The organism is Streptomyces sp. NPDC001220, from assembly GCF_053597895.1.
The window spans coordinates 39,177-60,243 of the sequence record NZ_JBSFJE010000023.1 but is presented as its reverse complement, the minus strand read 5'-3'; the positions used below and the strand labels follow the sequence as shown (position 1 = coordinate 60,243).

At 70.2% G+C, this 21,067-nt stretch carries 16 protein-coding genes; 5 read left to right on the top strand and 11 right to left on the bottom strand.

All coding sequences use genetic code 11. The annotated features are described in order from the left end of the window. Positions 1-279: 279 nt before the first annotated feature. Complete coding sequence (locus tag ACWDGI_RS39050; RefSeq protein ID WP_450767498.1) at positions 280-1,743, bottom strand: CoA transferase; 1,464 nt, start codon at positions 1,741-1,743, stop codon at positions 280-282. Positions 1,744-2,252: 509 nt separating this feature from the next. Then, positions 2,253-3,113: an alpha/beta fold hydrolase gene (locus tag ACWDGI_RS39045; RefSeq protein WP_450767496.1), complete on the bottom strand. Its 861-nt coding sequence runs from the start codon at positions 3,111-3,113 to the stop codon at positions 2,253-2,255. 1,753 nt (positions 3,114-4,866) lie between these two features. On the opposite strand from ACWDGI_RS39045, the gene tap reads away from it, so the two are divergent. From tap to ACWDGI_RS39030, 3 genes are all read left to right on the top strand, one after another. Beyond that, entirely contained in the window at positions 4,867-7,116 is a 2,250-nt protein-coding gene (gene tap, locus ACWDGI_RS39040) for a telomere-associated protein Tap (RefSeq protein WP_450767494.1), read from the top strand. 15 nt (positions 7,117-7,131) lie between these two features. Further along, a complete protein-coding gene (gene tpg, locus ACWDGI_RS39035) occupies positions 7,132-7,689 on the top strand; it encodes a telomere-protecting terminal protein Tpg (protein WP_450767492.1) in 558 nt (185 codons plus the stop codon). A gap of 345 nt (positions 7,690-8,034) precedes the next feature. Next, positions 8,035-9,285 (top strand): hypothetical protein, encoded by a 1,251-nt coding sequence (locus tag ACWDGI_RS39030; protein ID WP_450767490.1) that lies wholly within the window; start codon positions 8,035-8,037, stop codon positions 9,283-9,285. A 217-nt stretch (positions 9,286-9,502) separates the two neighbouring features. On the opposite strand, the gene ACWDGI_RS39025 is transcribed toward ACWDGI_RS39030, so the two are convergent. After that, complete coding sequence (locus tag ACWDGI_RS39025; protein ID WP_450767488.1) at positions 9,503-10,672, bottom strand: hypothetical protein; 1,170 nt, start codon at positions 10,670-10,672, stop codon at positions 9,503-9,505. Positions 10,673-10,942: 270 nt separating this feature from the next. Between ACWDGI_RS39025 and ACWDGI_RS39020 the strand changes: the two genes are divergently transcribed. Beyond that, on the top strand, positions 10,943-11,551 hold the full coding sequence (locus ACWDGI_RS39020; protein ID WP_450767486.1) for a DUF6232 family protein: 609 nt from the start codon (positions 10,943-10,945) through the stop codon (positions 11,549-11,551). After that, positions 11,548-11,886, top strand: a complete 339-nt coding sequence (locus tag ACWDGI_RS39015) for a hypothetical protein (protein WP_450767484.1) — start codon at positions 11,548-11,550, stop codon at positions 11,884-11,886. The genes ACWDGI_RS39020 and ACWDGI_RS39015 overlap by 4 nt, the downstream gene beginning before the upstream one ends. 915 nt (positions 11,887-12,801) lie before the next feature. Here the strand turns inward: ACWDGI_RS39015 and ACWDGI_RS39010 are convergent. The 8 genes from ACWDGI_RS39010 to ACWDGI_RS38975 form a co-directional block, all read right to left on the bottom strand. After that, complete coding sequence (locus tag ACWDGI_RS39010; RefSeq protein ID WP_450767482.1) at positions 12,802-13,413, bottom strand: TetR/AcrR family transcriptional regulator; 612 nt, start codon at positions 13,411-13,413, stop codon at positions 12,802-12,804. A gap of 47 nt (positions 13,414-13,460) precedes the next feature. Further along, on the bottom strand, positions 13,461-14,363 hold the full coding sequence (locus ACWDGI_RS39005) for a 3-hydroxybutyryl-CoA dehydrogenase (RefSeq protein WP_450767480.1): 903 nt from the start codon (positions 14,361-14,363) through the stop codon (positions 13,461-13,463). 106 nt (positions 14,364-14,469) lie between these two features. Beyond that, the gene (locus ACWDGI_RS39000) at positions 14,470-15,645 is read right to left on the bottom strand and encodes an acyl-CoA dehydrogenase family protein (RefSeq protein ID WP_450767478.1); all 1,176 of its coding nucleotides are present in this window, start codon (positions 15,643-15,645) and stop codon (positions 14,470-14,472) included. A gap of 38 nt (positions 15,646-15,683) precedes the next feature. Next, positions 15,684-16,856, bottom strand: coding sequence for an acyl-CoA dehydrogenase family protein (locus ACWDGI_RS38995; RefSeq protein WP_450767476.1), 1,173 nt, complete (start codon positions 16,854-16,856; stop codon positions 15,684-15,686). Between the two features lie 91 nt (positions 16,857-16,947). Continuing rightward, positions 16,948-19,002 (bottom strand): acetate--CoA ligase family protein, encoded by a 2,055-nt coding sequence (locus ACWDGI_RS38990; protein ID WP_450767474.1) that lies wholly within the window; start codon positions 19,000-19,002, stop codon positions 16,948-16,950. 1 nt (position 19,003) lies between these two features. Then, positions 19,004-19,195, bottom strand: a complete 192-nt coding sequence (locus tag ACWDGI_RS38985; RefSeq protein ID WP_450767472.1) for a ferredoxin — start codon at positions 19,193-19,195, stop codon at positions 19,004-19,006. A gap of 51 nt (positions 19,196-19,246) precedes the next feature. Next, positions 19,247-20,497 (bottom strand): NADH-ubiquinone oxidoreductase-F iron-sulfur binding region domain-containing protein, encoded by a 1,251-nt coding sequence (locus ACWDGI_RS38980; RefSeq protein WP_450767470.1) that lies wholly within the window; start codon positions 20,495-20,497, stop codon positions 19,247-19,249. Beyond that, positions 20,494-20,901, bottom strand: coding sequence for a hypothetical protein (locus ACWDGI_RS38975; protein WP_450767468.1), 408 nt, complete (start codon positions 20,899-20,901; stop codon positions 20,494-20,496). The genes ACWDGI_RS38980 and ACWDGI_RS38975 overlap by 4 nt, the downstream gene beginning before the upstream one ends. Positions 20,902-21,067: the final 166 nt, after the last annotated feature.

Genomic DNA, 21,067 nt, shown 5'->3' with positions numbered 1-21,067 from the left:
CCCATCAGCCCGGATGGCAGAGGCTTTCGGCAGGGCTCGTCATCCAATTCAGAGGGCGCTTTCGCGATTCCGGTCGGATCTGAACAGCTCGGCAGGTGAAACGCTCACGTTGACAGCTCGGGCACCGGGTTGTCTTCGACCTCATGGAGACAACCGTGCCGGCAGGAACGAATCCGCGGGCAGGATGCCGTCCGTGGGCGCAGTCCTGCTCTGAACAGCACCCACTTGCAGTTGTTTGTGTGCCAGGGGTGAACAGTGCAGCTTGCCGACGGTCGGCGGCTACCAGGTGAGCGGGGAGGCGCCCAATGGCTCGGCGGAACGCGTCAGACGGGGGTGAAGCGTCGAGTAGGTGATCCTTGTCGGCAAGTAGGTCACTTCGCCAAACGGGCCGTCAACGGTGACCAGTTCGGCTTCTGCCGCGGCCGGGTCGGGAACCGGCAGGTCCGCTACGAGGCGGCGCGGGAAAAGACCGAGATCCTGAATCCACATGGAGATTCTGGCCAGGTCTACATGAACCCGATAGCTTCCGCCCTCCCTGGCCCGACGACGCAGTGCTTCGAGCGTTCCGGCAGCGCCGAGAATGGCCGCTATGTAGTCATTGAGTAGACGGGTCGGTGGCATGCGGGGTCCATCGAAGGAGCCTTCCTCGGCGGCGAAACCGGTCGCCGCGCAGGCGAGTTGGTCAAAGCCGCCGCGGTGTGACCACGGACCGGTCGCGCCCCAGCCGTGGACCTCGAGCAGGACCAGGCCGGGCCGACGCTCGACAAGTGCGAGGGGACCGAAGCCCTTCTCGTTGAGGCCGAGGTAGTTGCTCGCGTACACGTCGGCCCCGGCGAGTACTTGCCAGAACTTTTTCGCGTGCGCGGATCTGGTCAGATCACAGAAGGCCGCACGCTTCCCGATCCCGGTCTCGACGATCATGCAGTTTGGGTCGGCATGTGCCGGGTGGGACATGTGCAGTACCTCGGCGCCAAGTTCCCCGGTCATCCGTGTCGCCATGGGGCCGGAGATGACATGCGTGTTGTCCAGCACACGCAACCCGCTGAGCGGCAATGCGTCGCTGCGCGTCACGTCCAAGGGCGGGAACGGCTCAGGTGCGGAGTCGGCGATCTTCTCGATCCGGATCAGCGGACTGTCCTGGAGTTGTCGGCCTTGTGGGTGGGAGCGCCACTCTGCTTGGGTCCGCACCGCGGTCGCAGTGCCACCGCGAGCACAGATCGCCTCTTCGAGATCGAAGGCGTCCCAGCGTGCGATGGCATCGGCCATGCGCCGGCGATCCGGCGGGCAGTCGAGCACGGCGCAGACGATGTCCCGCAATTTGGGGTAAGGCATCATCACATGGATATACCGTCCATCCCCGGATCGGTAGAAGTCGCTGTACCCGTACAGATTTGGGTCTTCCCAGATCTCGAATACGCCGACATCTCTGACTCGGGTCAGGTGAATCGCCATGAGTTGATACAGAGCGGAGTCCACTGACACCGCCACATCCTGTCCCTGGCCCCCGCGCTCTCGCCACACGGCAGCAGCCTCCGTCCCGAGCGCCGCAAGGGCGGCCGCGGCCGCGTCACCAATGCGGTGCACCGAAGGAGCCACCGGATCGGCACCTTGGACCGACACCTTTCCGCCAATTTCGGCTTCATTTATTCCGAGTTCCCGGTACAGGCCGTCAAGGATATCGCTCGGTCCGCCGACCGAAGTTTCGCCGACGAAGTCCGTCGCGTTTTCTGTGTTTGAACGCATCAGATCAACACCCTTACTTTCGGATCTTGAAGATGAATCGACTACTCGAGCGGCACGCAATAGGTGGTCGAGCCGCAAATTTCATGGCGAAGAGGCTCTGAAAAGTAGTCGAATTTCTGCTTTTTCTCGATATTTCTGACGGGTGAGTGAGTTCGATGCCGCCTCGGCCTCACCGAAAAAGACGCTCAGAATCGGTGAGGCGCATACGGGGCGCCACGGGGCAGGAAGTCCAGGTGAGTTCCAGGTCACGGAAGACCATGGCGGAGAAGGTTCGGCCGGTGCCTGACGGCTCGCCGTTCGGGGTGAGTCCGCCCGCATGCACCGTCACCGTCAGAAATGTCGAGCCTGCCAAGTGCTGAAGCCACACTCAGCCGACGCCCATGCCCTGGGCGCACCCTGGAGATCACCGTTCGCACCCTGTTCCGCGAGTCCGAGCACGATCTCCAGGCCCATGGAAGCCATCGAACCGGTGACCAGAGGGGTCTGCCCGGTCACGTCGAAGTAGGCCCTTAAGCCACCGATTTCTCGACCCGGTCGAGGAATTCGTTGACACGTGCGGCGAAGACTTCCGCGTACTGGAAGAGGAAGCCGTGCCCGGAATCCGGGTAGACAACCAGCTCGGCGTTGGGCAGACGCTGCGACATGATGAACGAGTTGATCGTCGGAATCATCACATCGTCGTGGCCGTTGGCAACCAGAACGGGATGGTACAGCCGGCCCAGCTCAGGATAGGCGGCATCGCCGCCGCCCATGGAGAAGTTCTTGATGGCCGCGATCTGCTGCTCATACGAGTCCGGGCTGACTTCAGGCGCCCGGTCCACGCGGCGGTGCGTCCGCTCCCACAGGCCGTCCCCGGCTCGTATCCCCGCGCTGGACTCGGTGAAGAACAGGACACGCAGCGCCGCCAGATCCATCTCCGGTGCCGATCGCAGTGGCCCGACCTGGGGCTTTGAAGGCAAAATGCCGTCTCCCGCACCTGGTCCCGTGCCCGCGAGAACCACCCGGCGCACCATCTTGGGGAAGCCCAGGGCCAGGTGCTGAGCGATGTAGCCGCCCAGCGAGAACCCGATCACGTCCACCGGCCCCTGGGCGACGGTGGTGACGAAGGCTGCAGCAGCCTGTGCCATCTCGGTGACGGTGCCCTGGGTCCTGCCACCGGACCGCCCGATGCCGGCATTGTCGAACAGGATCACAGGCCGCTCTTGGGCGAGGGCATCAACAAGCAGCGGGTCCCAGTCGTCCATCGTGCCCCGGAACCGGTTCAGGAAGACGAGCGGAGTTCCGGTGGCCGCGCCGAACTCGCGGTAGGCGAAGCGGATCCCATCAACTTCCACGAAAGAGTCGGAAATATCGAGAGAGGAGAGTGTCATGGCAACTTCCTGTCTGAGAAATTTGTAAGGCGCGGGCGCGCGTTTCGCGTCCGCCCGGCTGAAAGCCGATCGCGCATGCTGATTCAGGACACGTTGCGATCTGAAACGGTCGCTGACCGCTTGGTTCCACGCCCTTGATTTCACCGCGCAAACAAGTGACGAAACGCAGGTTCAAGACAGAACATCGAAGGCCTTGTGTATGCCCCAGCCCATTGATCAGCGTCACCGAGGTAGGGAGTGGATCTGTGGAACAAACCGACGGCGACGGAAATCACCGCGCTGATCACGCATGACCGATGCCCTGTCGCGCCCGCCAGCAAGCATTCCTGCTTCGAGTAGTTCCTCCAGTGAAAAGAATCGTTGACCGCAACCGTCGCTGTCCAACGAAAGTCAGAGACTGCACTTATCTCACGGAGAGATAAGACGCGTCGCTTCCTTTGGTAGCCGGGGTCATTGTGTTGGTGTGACGAGTCTTGGTGAGCGCCTGGTGCCGGATGAGCTGTGGGAATTGTTCCGGCCGGTGGTGCCGGAGACGGTGGGCGTACGTGCCCGAGGTGGTGGCCGGCGGCGGGCCGGCGACCGCAAATGTCTGGCTGTGATCGTGTTCGTGGCCACGTCAGGCTGCTCGTGCGGCAGTGGCCACCGGTTTTCGGGCCTGCCTGGCCCAGGGCCTACCGGCGCTTCTCCCGCTGGAGCCAGGCCCGGGTCTGGGCCCGTCTGCAGCGCGTCATCCCGACGAGCTCGGAGCCCAGGGCGCCTGGACTGGTCACGCTTCGCCGTCGACTCCGTCAGCGTCCGAGCCCCCACAGGGGGCTGCTGACCGGACCGAATCCGACCGATCGGGGCAAGAGCGGATCGAAAATCCATCTGGTCGTGGACCTCGGTGGCCTCCCGTCGCCGTCGGCATCGACTGCGGGAAGACCCACCACCGCACGCTGATCCTGGACGCCGAAGGCGACACGCTGCTGTCGCGGCGGTCGCCACCGACGTCTGCGCGAGCGCTTACCTCCGTGGCTCTGTCCGCGTTCGGGTGCGAAGACGGGCGGCTGGTGAGGCTTCCGCCCTCCGCCGGCGTCCCGGGCGGCGAACAGCTCGCGGGCCACTTCTCCCGGCAGGTACTGGGTGATCAGCCGTACTCGCGGATCGTCCGACGAGCCTGCCGGAGCGGCGAATCCGAACCGCGCTTTGGTGTGGAGGACAAAGCCGTCGGCCTCGGCCCGGGCCCGCCGGCGGGAGCGCACCGGGGCTGCCACCGTGCCCTGACGGCCTCATCGATCAGCCCTGCGTGCACGGCACTGGGACGGCGGCGCATTCCCGGCCGGGTGGTGACCCACCTCTGTACGTGCACTGGGAGATCCCCAGGAGGACAGCCACGTTCTCCGTGGAGCCCTTCTCCGCCCTGAGCAGGAAACGGACAGCGGCGTCACCCGCGGGCACGGGACGGGTCAGCAACGCCCGCTCAAGTCCCCTGACGATCTCGCCCGTGCCCGCCCCGAGCGTTCTGCCACCGCGATGGCTGGTGCACCGGGGCCGTCTGCTGTCCCAGATCTCTCACACCAGGCGGTTCCCCGGCCAGTTCGCACACAGCCAAGACACCGCCGCGGATCCTCGGCTAGAGAGCCTGCAACAGCCCAAGCCCGGGGGCGCCCTCCGGGAGCAACCGTGAACCTTCAACCGCCATTTACGCCATCCGTACGCGCTTGGTACGCGAAACGTGCGCTTCACGCTAGGGTTGCGGGACAGGAGGTGCTGCATGTCCGAGCTGTTCGACGCGGTCGACGCGCTCATCGCGTCCCGCTCCCCGCTGCCGCCCCCGGCGGAGCGCAGGCGGCTGCGCCAGGCGCACGGCCTGACGCTGGACGAGGTGGCCGCCGCACTGCAGGTGCGGCGCGCGACGGTCAGCGGCTGGGAGGCCGGCAAGACCGAGCCACGGCCGCCGGAGCGCGACGCCTACGCCCGCATGCTCAAGCAACTCGCCCAGCTCTACCCCGCCAATGCTCCGGTGCCCCCCGAGGACACGGCGGTCCCCGAGGACACGGCGGTCCCCGAGGACACGGCGGTCCCCGAGGACACGGCGGTCCCCGAGGACACGGCGGTCCCCGAGACGCCCGCCGTTGAGGCCGCTCCTGCACCATCGGCAGGCCCGACCGCGGAGCCTGAGCACACCGCACACCGCCCCGCGACCCCTGCCGCTGCACCGCATCCGGCCGCCACGACCACGCCGACATCGCGCCGCCAGAGCGAGAGAAAACCCGTTCCGGCAGGCGGCGCTGACCCGCGGTTCGAGAACGGGCCGCTCGCGGTCGTCGACGTCACCGACGGCCACGTGCTGGCGTACTGCGTCGGCGGCCTGGTCCTGGACGTCCCGGCGAAACCCATTCCGGCCCTGGTGGAGTGGACGCTGAGCGAGGGGCGGCTCGGCCAGCCGAAGCTGTCCGGGCCAGGCAAGGACGCCGACCCGCTGATCGTGCTCACCAAGACCGCGTGCGAGCACTACGGCCTGCCCGTCACGCTCACCAAAGAGGAACGCCTGGCCGGCCGGATCCCGGAGAGCCACAAAGTCATCAAGCAGTTGACGCGCGCCAACTGGCAGCTGACGAAACGTGGGTTCGGGCCGTGGGCGCGGGTCTACCGCCCGGCGCAGGGTTCGGAGCGGGCCTGCGTGCAGCTGTGCATCCCGTCCTGGGACGCGCTCGACACCCGCCACTGGGCCGATGCCGCCCAGCTCCCGCCGGCGGACCTCGCCCGGCTGCTGAGCACATATGCGGCCCGCGTGATGACACCACGCGGATCGACCGCCGTGACCGGCCTGGAGCTGATGACCGCGCTGCACCCGCCGACCCGCGCCTCCGCACCGGACGCCGACGGCAAGCGGCACTCTGAGCACAACCCCGGCAGCCTGGGCAAGGACCCGGTCGACTGCGCACCGTGCGAAGCCCCCGACGGACACCCGCTCCTTGCCGACCTGCCACGCTTCCACCACCGCACCCCGGCCGAGGTCCTGGTGGAGGAGGCGTACGACTGGGCACGCCCGATGACCGACGCCGAATGCATGCAGCGGCACCTGGTCGGCATCGACGTCAACATGGCCTTCGCCGCCGGCGCCAATGGCCTGATCGTCGGCCTGGGCGCACCGACGCACGTGACGGCGCCGGAGTTCGATGCGAAGCTGCCCGGATCGTGGCTGGTGGACCTCTCGCACGTCGCCCTGTCCCGGGTGAAGGTCGGCAAGGACAAGTGGGCAGACCTGGACGCGAGTCTGCTGCCCAGCCCGTTCACGCCGAAGGGAGACCGGCCCGAGGGCCCGGCCTGGTACGCGACACCGACTGTCGCCTACGCGCAGGAGCTCGGCTACGACGTCACGCCGGTCGAGGCCTGGTTGCGGTATGACAACGGCCGCTATCTGGATGGCTGGTACCAGCGGCTGCGCGACGCGTACCTCGCCACGATGGCCGACCTCGGCGTCCACGCCGACCTCTCCCCGGCCGACTTCCTCACCGCGATGGACGGCTACAAGGACCGCGACCCGGAACTGGCGATCGTCGTCTCGGCCATCAAGGCCACGGTCAAGGGCGGCCTGGGCAAGCTGCGCGAGCGCCCGCGCGGGGAGGGCTGGAAGCCGGGCGAGCCGTGGCGGGCGCTGTCGCGTCCGACGTGGCGCCCGGACATCCGCGCGGCAGTCATCTCCCGCACCCGGATCAACATGCACCGCAAGATCGTCAAGCACGCCGCGTTCACCGGCGAGTACCCGGTCGCGGTCCTGTCCGACTGCGTCGTCTACGCCGCCGACGGGCCCTCCCCGCTGGACTTCCTGCCCTACCGCGACGGCAAGCCGCTGCCGGGCGGCTTCAAGCTCGGCGTCAACCCCGGCCTGGTCAAGCACGAAGGTACTCAGTCTGTGCTGTGGGGCGAGGAGGTTCGCGAGCGGTTCAACGCCCCGGAGCTCAACCTCGCCCGGTACATCAAGGACGGCACCGTCACCGACGCCGACAGTGGCGAATAGGGGAGTGGGCAGGCGATGAGCATGTTCGGGGACGGCCTGGACAAGGCGGTGCAAAAGGCGTTCACCCGCCCCGCACCCAAGTCCGCGGGCCCGCAGATGCGGTACATGGTCAAGCAGCTCGGCGGCACGAAAGCGGTCGCCGAACTGCTCGGCGTGTCCCAGCGGCAGGTGGAGCGGTACGTAGCGGGCACAGCCAAGAAGCCGCGCCCCGACCTCGCCGCCCGCCTGGAGCGCGAGGTAATCAAGCGCTGGCAGCCGCAGATCCGGGCTAAGGCCCGCAAGAAGGCCACGACGACCGGCGGCATCGTCATCGACGCCCGCGCCCGCATGGGCTACACCGCGCCGATCGGCTCGACCGACCAGGACCGCATCCGGCACCTGACCGTCGCCCTGCCGCCCCGCTACGCTGCCCGCCTCTTCGACGCCCAAGCGGCCGGCGCAAGCGACACCGAACTCCAGGAGATCGCGGCCGAAGCCCTCAAGGAGGTCTACTTCCAGGACGGCGGCCGCCGCGCCGGCAGCCTGGAAGAGGTCCGGTTCACCGACGTCGAACACCTCGAGTTCGACCTGTAGCAGCCCGCCCCGAACAGGCCGCGAGCCCGTCCCAGTTGGTCCGGGCTCGCTTGCGTATCCGTGGGGGCTCGGATGTTCATGCACACGTGCCGTGTCCAACGACCGCGGCCTCCACCAGCCACCACCCGAGGTGAGTACCTAATCCTGATCCATGCATGACAAAACGCGTTCCGGGGGCGCGTGTAGAGATCGGGGATGCAGGTTGCAGACGAACGTCCCGAGCGTCGTCGCCGACAAGCGCCTGCGGGACTACGGACAGTTGATCAGCCCATAATCGGAGTCAGTGCCGAGCGACCCGGCACATCGCACCCGTCCCGGGTGCGCTCACCGCGATCGGAGAGCATCGTGAAGAACAGCGCGTTGTGGCGAGTGGTTGACAACGAGAGTGGTAGCCAGTCCATCGTCAGCACGCCCTCCGAGGCGGTCGCGTTCGTCAACAGCCGGTTCGACACCGATGACGACGACGAGCCGTTCGTCATCACCGAGGTCGGTCCTCTCCTTCCGAAGCCGCTCGGGGTCATCACTGCATGGGCCGCCGAGAAGGATGGCGAGCGAACCGACGGACGTACTGCGCCGATCACCATCAGGCCGGTTGTGACGGACAACGCCAGTGAGTGCGAAGGCGTCGTGCTCTGGGGCGACGTATATGTCTCCTGGGACCACGACATGTACACCGTCGAGGAGCCGGAGAGCTCCGAGTTCAGCGAGGCTTACAGCGCAGCCGAGTTGAGCGCGATCCTCGACGAGTACGCCGACGACTACGAGTACGCGCCTGAAGGGCCTGAAGGGCCCGACAGCCACAGGTGGCCGAAACCGGAAGAGTTGATCACCTACGGCGCCCAGGAGTGTGCCAAGCGGTTCGGGCACCTCGACGACGACGCCCTTCTGTGGCTCGCTGCCACCCGCATCACGCTCGCGGTGTGGCGCAACACACCCGTCGAGAACTGGCATGCCGGGAAGAGTCCGCTGCACGACGGCACAATGATGCGGATCAACACGGCAACCACCCGACTCGTGCGCTCGATGCTGTCGTTCGACCATGTCGACTGGATCGGTCTCGGTCTCGCGATCGTCAACCCGTCTCGGGTTCTACCGACCGCGCAGTCTGTGCTCGAGCTTGGGCTGTCCTGTCACAACCCTGACGACCCGGCGCACGAGGTTGATCCGCGAGAAGAACTCGCGGGGATGGCACAGGTCGCGATCTCATGGGGGCGAAGGTACTGCCTTCACGAGAAGGAGTTCGGCCTGCGAACCCTGATCGAATCCTTCTGCGCGTCCGACAACGGCTGGTTCGGAGCACCGAGTTGGGGGCGCATCGTCGATCGGTTCCTTACGGCTGTCGACGACCGGGAGAATGCGCACTGGCGCATACACCGGGACAAGCCTTGGTTCGACGAGTGGTTCACCAACCGGCCGGCAGACATTGCGGGCACCACGGAATTTCGTCGGCTGCTCCTTGCCGGGCCCGACTTGCTGTCCGCGGAGGCCGCCGAATGGTGCGTGGATGGCGCCATCGGCTACGTCTGCCAGGACGACCACGCGAACGACTGCTGGCGGTGCGATATCCCGCTGGCAACGGAGTCCCCCAACGAGTGAATGTGTGCACCAGCATAGAATGGGCGTCACACAACTACGCCGAAGCCCTGCGTTCCGCGCTGCCACCGAGACCACAGCGCGGAACCCGGCGATCGGCTCCTCGGTCACCAGAGAGCCGGCCCGACCGCTGACCGGCAGGCCCAAGGCGCCGAGCTGCGGTCATGGCTTCGCCGTAGCGGTGCGTCGGATCCGGAAGGCCGCGCGCGGCGGGGCTGTCCTACTCGGCCGGCAGACGGAGCATCGGTTCGAAGGCCGCGTCCTCCTCGTCCTCGACCGAAGGGAGGTAGCCGTCCGGGACGGTGCGGGCGGCCGTAGTGAGGAGGCGAGCCAGGACCTCGAGCTCGGTGGCCGGGGGGAGGCGGAGGGCGGCGAGGAGGCGGTCGCGGACCTCGGGGTGGTCCGGGTTGTCCTCAAGGTAGTCGGTGTTGAGCGCGGGGGGACGGATGCCGGCCAGGGCGTCGTGCCAGGAGGGGAGGACGATGGCCAGGGTCAGGGCCTCGGCGAGGGACTCCGCGATGAGGGAAGCCTGGCCTTCGGAATCGGTGTAGAGGACGGGGCGGACACGGTCGGAGCCGGCCGGGCCGCAGAGGTAGTGGGTGCCTCCCGCGTTGCAGCCGGCCACGGGCTCCACCGGGAGACCGGCCGGCAGGGCGATCGACTCGATGGGGTCGGTCCGGGTGAGGTCGAACTCGCCGTCGCGGGCGAGGTACGCCTCGACCTCGGGGTCGGCGGCGATCCGGCGGAGCAGGGCCTCGTCGGAGAGGGCGGCCGGGTTGAGGCCGTGGGCGGCTGCGGGGGTCAGGGGGTGGCCCGCGAGGACGAGGCGGACGGTGTCGAGGGGGACGGGCCGCCCGTAGTCCTCCTCGAAGTGCGCCTGGACGGCCTCGGGGGAGCGGTCGGTGAGGAGGCGGAAGAGGTGCCCGGAGCCGTCCGGGTCCGGGCTGCCCGAGGGGAACTCGATGCCCGAGCCGGTGCGCCAGGCGCTGCCGCCGGTCTCCCACCACAGGCAGGCGGTGACCCGTGGGGTGCCGAGGCCCTCGTCGACGAAGGCCGGGTCGTCCAGGAGCGGGCGTAGCGCGGCGGGCACCTCGTCGATGACACCGGGCCAGACCTGTTCGTCGGCCGTGGCGTACGGGCTCATCTCCGACTCGTGGTCGAAGCCGCGGACGAGCACACCGGCCGGGGTGAAGAGGACGGAGAAGTCGTCACCCGAGCCGTTGTCCATCAGGGCCGCCTCCGTCCCAGGCCCCCAGGTGGTGGAGAAGGAGTAGCGGGAGAACCGCGGGTCGCGGCAGATCGCCTGGTCCAGCACGGCCAGCGCGCGCAGGTGCGCGCGGAGCTCGGCGGCGTCCGGGAGGAGGGCGGCGGTCGTGTGCACGGTGTCCATGGGCTCATGCAAGCAGCCGGCACTGACATCCAGGGCGGCGGTTCGGTCACACGTGCTCTCTCACTCAGGGAACGAAAAGCCCAGCTCACGCGGGCGGGGCAAGCACACTGCGAGGCAATGCTCCACAGATGCGGCATCGGTTCGCACAACGCGGCCGAGGACCGGCGCACGGCGCTCCGAATGGCAGCTTCTTGTCTTCCATGGAGGCACCCGGAGGTGCTTAATGGTGCACCCGGTACGCACAGTGAGCTGCCAAGGACACGGGGGCGCATGAACGACACAGGGAACCTCGGTGTATCGCCGCCCGACCCTCCGAGAACGCCCGCACCGCCGCGACCCCTGGAACCGCCGGAACTACTCACGACACCCGCACGCTCCGAGGACAAGCGAACCCTGGTTCTCAAGGTCAGCCGCCGCATGCTGTGGGTGGGGACAGCGGCACTCCCGCTGCACAACATCACCAGTGTCGACGCCTTCAAGGCCAGGACTGACTGGGGCAAAGCGTGGATGCGTTTCCTCACGGGGCTGTTCGGTGCCCTTCTGCTCTTCGCATGGCTGAACCGCGCGGGGGACGGCGGGGATCACCTCGGGAACCTGCTCATCGTCGTAGTGATCGCCGCGGCCGGGATCGCCTTCAAGAACGTGTTCAGGCCGAGGCCGGTGCTGACCGTCGAGACGGCCAGCGGTTCCAGGGTGACCCTGACCCTGCCGAGCATGGACGAGTTGCAACAGATTGCCGAACGGATAGCACAGGCCATCGACAACCCGGAAGCCGAGTTCAAGACACTCGTGCAGCAGCTCAACAGCAACAACACGAACAACTACGGCCCCGTCGTCCATATGAACGGCGGCCGCGGAAACACGGGGTTCAGACTATGAGCGATGCGTCGAACTACTACGGGCCAGTGGTCAACATGAACGGCGGCCGCGAGAACGTCGCCTTCAACTACGGCACCATCGGCGGTGCCTCGGACGTCGAGGTCCGTGCCGCCGTAAACGAACTCACGGGCCTCCTGGGCGAGTTGCGTCCACACCTCACACGGGAACAGGACCGCACCGTCGAGGAGGCCCTGCCCGAACTCACCCCAGACCGCGAAGCGTTGCGCAGTCGGGGTCTCGTCCTGGCCTCTGTTGCTCAGATCGCGTCGGCCGTCGGCGCGGTGGGCCAGCCCGTCGCTGAGGCCGTGGGACGGCTGCTCGCTCTGCTGGGCTGAGCAGCCGGACACGGCGAGGACCACCGGAGCCGGCGAAGCGCTGACGAGTATCCGTGCGGGAAGCGCTGGAGCGGCCTCCGGCCGTGGACCAGACGCTGCGCATTCCGTGCTCGTGGAGGGGCGGGCACCCTCCCGGCGACTGGGCCCCGCGCCGTCACCAGCAACGGCGACCTCGACGCCTACTTCGGCCATCACACCGCCCGCGAACACGAACGGCTCTACCCCAACCTTGACCAGGCCACATTCAGACTGACCGCCTGATCCACGATCTTCACTTCAGAAGAGCCGCACCCAAGAGAGAAGGACCGGGCGGGGTGCGGGGAGCGCTGCGGGGGACCGGGCGGCGGGGTGTTTGTGTTGCGCGCGACGGCGGGGCCGCGCGCGCCGGGCTGGGCAGACAAGCTGCCCGGCGTTCCCCCAGCGAGTGATCTTGGACGGTGGGCCGTGACTGTCCGGGCCGGGGCGGGGGTTGATCGCGTATGCACTCGATCCGACGTCTGCTCACCATGGCGGCCGCCGTCGCCGCTGTCCTCGCGACCGCTCTGTCCACTGCCCCGCCGGCCCCCGCGGCCTCGCCCGGATCCGCGCCGTGCGCGTCTGCGTGGCCGGCCGTGCAGAAGGTCGGGGTGCGCAGGCCCGCGTGGAACGAGGGTCCGGTCGCGACGACGTCCTCGCCGGTCGTCCGGTACCTGCGCAAGGGGGAGCGGGTGACGTCGTGCGTGGTCGGTGTCGGCCAGGACGCCTCCCGCTACCGGGAGTGCGGGGGCGGGACTGTGTGGCGGATCGTGCCGGGAGGGCTGGTGCCGGCCGGCTACTACGAGAAGCGGGACAAGCCGATCCAGTCGTACATGGAGATCATGACCCGGCCTTACGTCCGGCCCTGGCGCGGACGGGGGGCGGTCCCGGCCGGGCGGCTCACCCGGCCGGGACCGCCTCTGGCAGACCGAGCGAGGTGGCGGCGTGACGCCACACGGACGCGAGCGCCCCCTCCAGGGTGACCATGGGATCGCGCAGCATCAGGCGGATGCCGTAACCGTCGCTCAGGGACAGTACGAGTGTGGCGAGTTCGTCCACGTCGGTTGGCGTGAACTCACCCGACTCGATGCCCCGCCGCACCGCGCCGCTCACCCACGCGTGCAGCTCGGCGTACAGGTCCACGGCGAACACCCGGGTCGACTCGTCGCGCAGCGCCCGGACCCACAGCTCCTGCCACAGCCGCCAGTCCTGGTGCAACACGGGGTCGGTCGGCAGCAGGCTGCGCAGGATGCGCGCCAGGACGACCGCGGCCGGTGCCGTCTGCGCGTCGCGTTCCACGTCCACGGCCGTGCTGGCGAAGGAGTGGGCCATCGCTTCCGTGAACAGCTTCTCGCGCGTGTCGAAGTGGTAGTGCAGCAGCGCGGTCGACACGCCGGCCTGCTCCGCGACCATGCGCATGCGGATCTTCTCGAAGCCGATCTCGGCGATGGCCTCGCACGCCGCGGTCAGGATCCGCTCGCGCGTGTCCGCCGTGCGCACCTTGCTGGACACTCTGCGACTCCCCTCGTCCGGCGGTCGTACACCGCCGCCATTGTCCCTCACGTCCGCTCGGCCCGCGCCGCCGCCTCGTGCGCGGATCGCGCCTCGTACGTGTGGAAGCCGCGGCCCGACTTGCGGCCCAATAGACCGGCCTCCACCATCCGGGACAGCAGCGGGGGCGGGGAGTACGTGGGGTCCCGGAACTCGGCGTAGAGCGACTCGGCGATGGCCCGGGTGGTGTCCAGACCGATGAGGTCTGTCAGCGCCAGCGGCCCGAGGGGGTGCGCACAGCCGAGGACCATGCCGCGGTCGACGTCCTCGACGCTCGCGACGCCCGACTCGACCATGCGGATCGAGGCCAGCAGGTACGGGACGAGCAGCGCGTTCACCACGAAGCCCGCCCGGTCCCGGGTGCGGATGACCTCCTTGCCGAGCGTGCCCGTCACGAAGGCCTCGGCCCGGTCCGCGGTGTCGGCCGAGGTGAGCAGCGACGGGACGAGTTCGACCAGCCGCAGCACCGGCACCGGGTTGAAGAAGTGGACGCCGAGGACCCGCTCGGGCCGGCCCGTCGCCGCGGCGAGCTGCACGACCGGGATCGACGAGGTGTTGGTCGCGAGGACGGCGCGTTCGCCGGTGACGACCGTATCGAGCCGGGTGAACACGTCGAGCTTGAGCCGCTCGTCCTCTGCCACCGCCTCGATCACCAGATCCCGGTCGTGCAGGGCCTCGAACTGGTCGGCCACGGTGATCAGCACGGCGGCGGCCTCGCGCCGTTCGGCCGTGAGCCTGCCGTGCGCGACGGCCTTGTCGAGGGAGTGGCCGATGCGCCGCCGGCCCGCGCGGGCCGCTTCGGCGTCGCGTTCCACGACCGTTACCGGCAGGCCGGCGCGGGCGCAGACCTCGGCGATGCCGGCCCCCATCAGGCCGCAGCCGACGACCCCCACGCGTTCGATGTCGGTCATCCGTTGTCCTCTCTGCGTCGAAGGTCCCCGGCGTCCCCGGTATCGGGGAAGCCGGGGACGCATCACGGTCCGTGGGGGCAGGGGCGGGCGGCCGCCCCTGCCGGTGTCATCGGGCGACGGGCAGGTCCAGCACCCCCGGGCCGCGCTTGATGAGCTCGTTGGCGATGATCAGCCGCTGGATCTCGGAGGTGCCCTCCCAGATCCGGTCCACGCGCAGCTCCCGGTAGAGCCGCTCCACGGCGTACGCACGGTCGTAGCCCCGCCCGCCGTGTATCTGCAGGCACCGGTCGATCACCCGGCCCGAGGCCTCGCTGGCGGCGAGCTTGGCGATGGAGGCCTTGGCGTGCAGGGTCTTGCGGTCCTCCGTACCAGCCTGGTCCACCTCCCAGGCCACCTGGTGGGTGTAGGCGCGGTTGACGGCGATGTCCACGGCGCAGTCCGCGAGCATGCCCTGGACCAGCTGGTACGTGGCGATCGGCGCGCCGAACTGCTCGCGCTCCACGGCCCAGTCACGGGACAGTTCCAGGGCCCGCTCTGCCGCGCCGGTGGTACGGGCCGCGATCATCAGGCGCTCCTCGGTGAACCAGGAGCGGGTGATGTCGTATCCCTCGCTGATGCCGCCGAGCACGGCGTCCTCGTCGACCTGGACGTCGGTGAAGGTGAACTCGGGGTGCTCGTAGACGAAGGTGTGCATGAAGCGCGGCACGCGCGTCATCTCGATGCCCGGGGTGTCCTTGTCGACCAGGAACAGCGTCGGTGCGCGCTCTGGACCCGCCGCCGCGAGGACGATCATGAAGTCGGCGTGGTCGCCGACCGTCACGAACCACTTCTCCCCGTTGAGCACCCACCCCCGGTCGTTCTTCGTCGCCGTGGTGGCGATGTTCTGCGGGTCCGACCCGGCGCCGCGCTCGGTGACCGCGTAGCAGTCCCGGCGCTCACCCCTGATGACCGGGACCAGGAAACGCTCGCGCTGCTCGGGCGTGCAGAACCGCAGCGCGTTCGCGGGCCGCCACACCATGTCCCACAGGGCGCCCGTCAGTCGGCCCAACTCCTCCTGGACGGTGACCTGTTCGGCGATGGTGAGGCCCGCGCCGCCCCATTCGGCAGGCATGTTGACGGCCTGGAGGCCCGCGTCCAGGACCGCGTCGCGGATCTCGGCGTGCGCGCTCGCGGGCAGCCCGTTGTCCTCCTCGCACCGGTTCTCGTAGGCGGCGATGAAGTCGGTGAGGGCACGCGCGTCGGCCTTGAGCTGTGCCTGGCGCGGGGTGAGGCGGAAGTCCATGGAAGTCCTCGCTGTGTGGTGGTCGGGCGTGGGCGGGGTCAGTGCGTGGGGAGAGCCAGCGCGCCGGTGCCGCGCTTGATGAGCTCGTTGGCGATGATCAGCCGCTGGATCTCGGAGGTGCCCTCCCAGATCCGGTCGACGCGCAGCTCCCGGTAGATGCGCTCGACGGGGTAGGAGCGGTCGTAGCCGCGGCCGCCGAAGATCTGCAGGCACCGGTCGGCGACCCGGCCGGCCGCCTCGCTGGCGGCGAGCTTGGCGGTGGAGGCCTTGGCGTGCAGGGTCTTGCGGTCGGTGTGCGGCTGGTCGGCCTCCCAAGCGACCTGGTGGGTGTAGGCGCGGTTGACGGCGATGTCCACGGCGCAGTCCGCGAGCATGCCCTGGATCAGCTGGTAACCGGCGATGGGGGCGCCGAACTGCTCGCGCTCCACGGCCCAGTCACGGGCCAGCTGGAGGGCCCGCTCCGCGGCGCCGACGGTGCGTGCCGCGATCATCAGGCGCTCGTCGGTGAACCACTCCTTGGTCAGTTCGTAGCCGTTGCCGACTCCGCCGAGCACGTCCTCGTCGGCCACGAAGACGTCGGTGAAGGTGAACTCGGGATGCCCGTTGACGGCGGAGTGCATGAAACGCGGCACGCGGGTCATCTCGACGCCGGGAGCGGCCTTGTCCACGAAGAACAGCGTGGGCAGCCGCTCGGGGCCCGCGTCCGCCTGCACCAGCAGGAAGTCGGCGATGTCGCCGCAGGTGACGAACCACTTCTCGCCGTTCAGCAGCCAGCCGCCCTCGGTGCGCGTGGCCGTGGAGGTGCCGGAGGACGGGTCGGATCCGGCGCCCGGCTCGGTGACGGCGAACGCGTCGAACCTCTCCCCGCGGATCACGGGCAGCAGGTACTTCTCGCGCTGCCGTCCGTCGCCCTGGGCCAGGACGTTCGCGGGCCGCCAGGGAATGTCCCACAGGCAGTTGGTGGCCTTGCCGAACTCCTCCTCGACGATGACCTGGTCGAGCAGGCTGAGCCCGGCGCCGCCCCATTCGGCGGGCATGTTGATGGCGTAGACGCCGGCGTCCATCGCGGCCCGGGTCAGTTCGGTGACCAGCTCCTGCGGCAGGGGACCGCCGGCCTGCTCGGACTGGTCCTCGTAGCGCATCAGCAGCCGGGCGTAGTCGGCCGCGCGCCGCTTCAGGTCGGACTGTTCGGGGGTGTAGCGCATGTCCATGATGACCACCTCTTCGGTCGGGGGAGGGCGGGGGCGGGCGGGGCGCCTGGGCGGGTACGGGGTGTCGCTCGGGCGGGTACGGGGGTGTTGCTCAGGCGAGGACGGCGCGCGAGTCCAGGGCGAGCGCACCGCGGGGGCCGACGAGGAGCGGGTTCACCTCCAGCTCGGCGATCTCCGGGTGGGCGGCGGCGAACGCGGTGATCGTCTCGATGGCCGCGGCGGCCGCCGCGACGTCGACGGGAGGCCGGCCGCGCACCCCGTCGAGCAGCGCGGCGGTGCGCAGTCCGCGCAGCAGGTCCAGCGCGCGGCCGGCGGTCACCGGCGCCAGGGTGAAGGCGACGTCGCGCAGCGACTCGGCGAGCACCCCGCCCAGGCCGACCATGGCGACCGGGCCGAACCGCGGATCGCGGTTGACGCCGACGATCAGCTCGATGCCGTCGGACAGGTCCGCCATGGCCTCCACGGAGTAGGCGGGCGCGCCGAGCCGGGCGTGCATCTCGCGGAAGGCGGCCAGCACCTCGACGGTCCCGGCCAGACCGAGGGCCACACCGCCCGCGTCCGACTTGTGCAGCAGGTGCAGGGCCTTGAGCACGTACGGGCCGGGGAACCCGGCGACGGCGGCGAGCAGTTCGGACTCGTCGTGGACCTCCCGGGCGGTGGGGAAGGCGAGGCCGGCCGCTTCGAGGGCCGCGCGGATCCGCGTGTACCCGGTCTCCTCCATCGGCGCGGCGGGCAGGGGGAGGGGGACGATGCCGGGCGCGGGACGGCAGGCCACCGTGGCGGCGAGGGCACGCGCGGCGTCCTCGGTGGCGTCGAAGACGGGGATGCCGGCGGCCGCGAGGGTGCGGCAGCTGGGGGAGCCGGGATACATCGACTGCACCACCAGCGGTTTGGCGGTGGCGCTGTGCCGGGCGGCGATGAGCCGCGCCGCCTCCCGCTCCCCGTCCGCCAGCTCCGTACCGCCGCCGCCGAGACCGCCCTCGGAGGCCGCGTAGCCGCCGAAGTAGCCGGTCATCAGCACGGCGTCGACCTCCTCGGCCGCGAGCAGCGCCTCGACGGTCGCCGCGTACGAACCGGGGTCCTGCTCGCCCATGCCCGCCAGGTCCACGGGGTTGGCGACGGCCGACTGCTCCCACAGCACCTCGCGCAGCCGCTCTTGGGCCGGCGCGCCGATCTCCGGCACCGAGAGTCCCGCGGCCTCCACGGCGTCGGCGGCGATCACGCCGTGGCCCCCGCCGTCGGTGAGGACGGCGACCCGGCGGCCGGCACCGCGGCGCGGTCCGGCCGACGCGGCGAGCACGACGGTGAGTTCGCGCGGGGTGGCGACCAGTTCCACCCCGGCGTCCCGGCAGGCCGCCGTCACCACGTCGGCCGAGGTGGTCAGCGCCCCGGTGTGCGACTGCGCGCTGCGCGCCGAGGCGTCGCCGCGCCCGGCGGTGAGCAGCACCACCGGCTTGCCGGCCACGGCCGCCGCCTCGGCGAAGGCACGTCCGTCCGCGAAGTCCTCGGCATAGACCGCGATCGCCCGGGTGTCCTCGTGCCGGGCGCAGTCCGCGAGCAGGTCAACGAGGGTGACGTCGGCCTGGTTGCCCAGCGACACGAACCGGGAGAAGCCGAGGCCGTGCGGGGCGAAGCGCAGCTGGAGTTCGAGGGCGAGGTTGCCGCTCTGGCTCAGGAGCGCCACGCCGCCGGGCGTGAAGGTGTCGGAGGCCAGGAAGAGGTCCGTCGTATTGTCGGCGATCCCCAGGCAGTTGGGGCCGACCATGACGGCTCCCGCCGCCCGCACCCGTTCGGCGACGGCCTGCTGACGTGCCCGGCCGGCGGCGCCGGTCTCCGCGAAGCCGGCGGTGATCGCGACGATCGCGCGTGCCCCGCACTCCAGGGCCTCGTCGACGGCCGCCTCGAACCCGGCGGCGGGCACGCAGACCACGGCAAGGTCGACCGGTTCGCCGATCGCGCTCAGGCTCGGTGCGGCGGTGCGGCCGAGCACCGTACCGCCCCGCCGGTTGACCAGATGGACGGGACGGCGACCGTTCGCGCGGACGGCCTGGGCGGCTATGGCGTGGCCGTACTTGGCGGGGTCGTCGCTGGCGCCGACCACGGCGACGGAGACCGGGTCGAAGAGGGCCGAGAGGTCACGTCCCATGTCACTTCACCAGCCGCAGCGCGGAATTGGGGCAGGCGGCGACGGCGGCCACGGCGGCGTCCTCGCCGCCCGGCGGAACAGACGTCTCGATCAGTTGCGCGTAACCGAAGTCGTCGAGGTCGATCAGATCGGGCGCGGGTTCGCGGCACAGGCCGTAGCCCTGGCAGAGAGTGGCGTCCAGCAGCAGTTTCATGGTGCGGCCCTTTCTGGGAGGGGAGCGGAGCGAGGGGGCGGGGAGGGCGTGTCAGGGCACGGCCACCAGGAATCGGCGTCCGTCCTCGGAGGCCGCCGCGCCGGCGCAGCCGGGACAGTCCTGGTGTTCGTCGAGACGGTCGGGGAAATGGGTGAGGAGGCTGGCGGCGATCCGCGCGGCGGCGTCCAGGAGCCCGCAGGCCCCGCGTCCGGGCAGCTGTCCGGACCAGCGCCGCAGCCTGTCCACAGTGCCCGGGTCGGCCGTGCCGCGGGCGACGGCGGACAGGGCCCCGGCGAGCGCCCCGGTGCCGGAGACGCACACCCCGCACTGCCGGGCGCTCTGGGCGGCGAGATAGGCGGTCGCCTCGCTCGCGACGCCGACCGGACAGCTCCCGGGGTGCAGGAAGTACAGGGCCCCGCAGCCGAGCGCGCCACCGGCCGCGCGCAGCCCCTCCAGGTCGAGCGGCAGGTCCGCCCAGCCCGCGCCGTGCAGTCCGCCGAACAGTCCCCCCAGCAGAACGGCCTCGGCCTTGCCGTGCCCCCAGGCGTCGGCGAGGGCGTCCAGGCGGGTACCGGCGGGGACCTCGGCCAGGGCCGATCGGCCGTCGGACCCGGACAGGGTGACCAGATGGGCGCCGGCGACCTCGGCGGCGGCCTCGGGCCGGGAGTGCAGCAGGGCGATGCGGGCCAGTGTCTCCACGTTGGCGACCAGGGTCGGCGCCCCGCCGACGCCGCGTTCGAAGGGGCGCGGGGGCTTGGCCGTAGGCAGCGCCGGACCGCCGTCGATCCGCCGTACGACCGCGCTCTCCTCCCCGGCGACGTAGGAGTGGGGCGTGCGTACGACGTCCACCCGCAGGCCGGCGGGCCGCTCGGCGAGGGCCCGCAGCACGGCCTGCTCGGCCCGGGCGTCGGAGAGGTAGACGCAGCCGCGCCCGGCACCGGTCACGGCGGCCGCCAGGCGCAGGCCGTCCAGCACCAGGTGCGGCCGGTGTCGCAGCAGCCAGCGGTCCTTAACGGAGCCCGGCTCGCCCTCCTCGCCGTTGGCCACGACGACGGGCGTGCCGGGAGCGTCGCGGACGGCGCGCAGCTTGACGGCCGCGGGGAATCCGGCGCCGCCCCGGCCGCGCAGCCCCGCCGCGCCGATCCGGTCGAGCAGCGTGCCGGGAGCGGACACCGGCGCGTACCCGCCGGCGGCGAGGTAGCGGGAGGAGTCCTCGTACGAGGAAGGGCCCCCGGCGCTGCCGGGCGGCCGGGCGAGCAGCCCGTGCCGCCCTTCGGTGAGCAGGGAGAATACGCCGGTCATACGGTGCTCCAGTGCTCGCCGCAGCGGGATCTCAGGCGGTCCACCGCGCGTTCCAGGGCCTGCCGCTGGGCCCTGGTCCGGTCGTAGCCGGAGCCGGGCAGGCCGATCAGCATCCGGTGGTGGTCGAGGACCACCTCACCGGCCAGCAGCGCCGGTCCGGGACCGGCCGGCCCCGGCTCCTCGGCGGCGGCCACCACCAGGTCGGTCACCTCGCCCAGGTAGCGCAGCCAGCTTCGCTGCGTGCCGCGTAGCACCAGCCGCTCGACGTGCCGTCTCTCCTCGGCCGCGAGGACCGACGGCGGCCGGCCGGCCGCCGGGGCCCGCAGGGCGGCCACGGCCAAGGGCAGTTCCTGTTCGGGCTCCGGTGTGAGACCGAGCCATGCCAGATGTCGGCGAGCGCTCATGTGCGTGCCTCCGGGGGCGCTCCTCGCTCCCGGCGGGGGAGTGGGGAGGCGCGGCGACGGCGTGACGGGGGATGCTCCGCCGCTCGCTGTGCGTGGCGGGGAGCCGTGCGGAGTACCGGCCGGGGCCGTGTACCGCGTGACGTGCGGCTGTCCTGACCGGGAGGGC

Bases quoted from the DNA above. Each gene is read 5' to 3' on its own strand.
- ACWDGI_RS39050 (WP_450767498.1), bottom strand. From the start codon at position 1,743: ATGCGTTCAAACACAGAAAACGCGACGGACTTCGTCGGCGAAACTTCG.
- ACWDGI_RS39045 (WP_450767496.1), bottom strand. From the start codon at position 3,113: ATGACACTCTCCTCTCTCGATATTTCCGACTCTTTCGTGGAAGTTGAT.
- tap (WP_450767494.1), top strand. From the start codon at position 4,867: ATGTCCGAGCTGTTCGACGCGGTCGACGCGCTCATCGCGTCCCGCTCC.
- tpg (WP_450767492.1), top strand. From the start codon at position 7,132: ATGAGCATGTTCGGGGACGGCCTGGACAAGGCGGTGCAAAAGGCGTTC.
- ACWDGI_RS39025 (WP_450767488.1), bottom strand. From the start codon at position 10,672: ATGGACACCGTGCACACGACCGCCGCCCTCCTCCCGGACGCCGCCGAG.
- ACWDGI_RS39020 (WP_450767486.1), top strand. From the start codon at position 10,943: ATGAACGACACAGGGAACCTCGGTGTATCGCCGCCCGACCCTCCGAGA.
- ACWDGI_RS39015 (WP_450767484.1), top strand. From the start codon at position 11,548: ATGAGCGATGCGTCGAACTACTACGGGCCAGTGGTCAACATGAACGGC.
- ACWDGI_RS39005 (WP_450767480.1), bottom strand. From the start codon at position 14,363: ATGACCGACATCGAACGCGTGGGGGTCGTCGGCTGCGGCCTGATGGGG.
- ACWDGI_RS39000 (WP_450767478.1), bottom strand. From the start codon at position 15,645: ATGGACTTCCGCCTCACCCCGCGCCAGGCACAGCTCAAGGCCGACGCG.
- ACWDGI_RS38995 (WP_450767476.1), bottom strand. From the start codon at position 16,856: ATGGACATGCGCTACACCCCCGAACAGTCCGACCTGAAGCGGCGCGCG.
- ACWDGI_RS38990 (WP_450767474.1), bottom strand. From the start codon at position 19,002: ATGGGACGTGACCTCTCGGCCCTCTTCGACCCGGTCTCCGTCGCCGTG.
- ACWDGI_RS38985 (WP_450767472.1), bottom strand. From the start codon at position 19,195: ATGAAACTGCTGCTGGACGCCACTCTCTGCCAGGGCTACGGCCTGTGC.
- ACWDGI_RS38980 (WP_450767470.1), bottom strand. From the start codon at position 20,497: ATGACCGGCGTATTCTCCCTGCTCACCGAAGGGCGGCACGGGCTGCTC.
- ACWDGI_RS38975 (WP_450767468.1), bottom strand. From the start codon at position 20,901: ATGAGCGCTCGCCGACATCTGGCATGGCTCGGTCTCACACCGGAGCCC.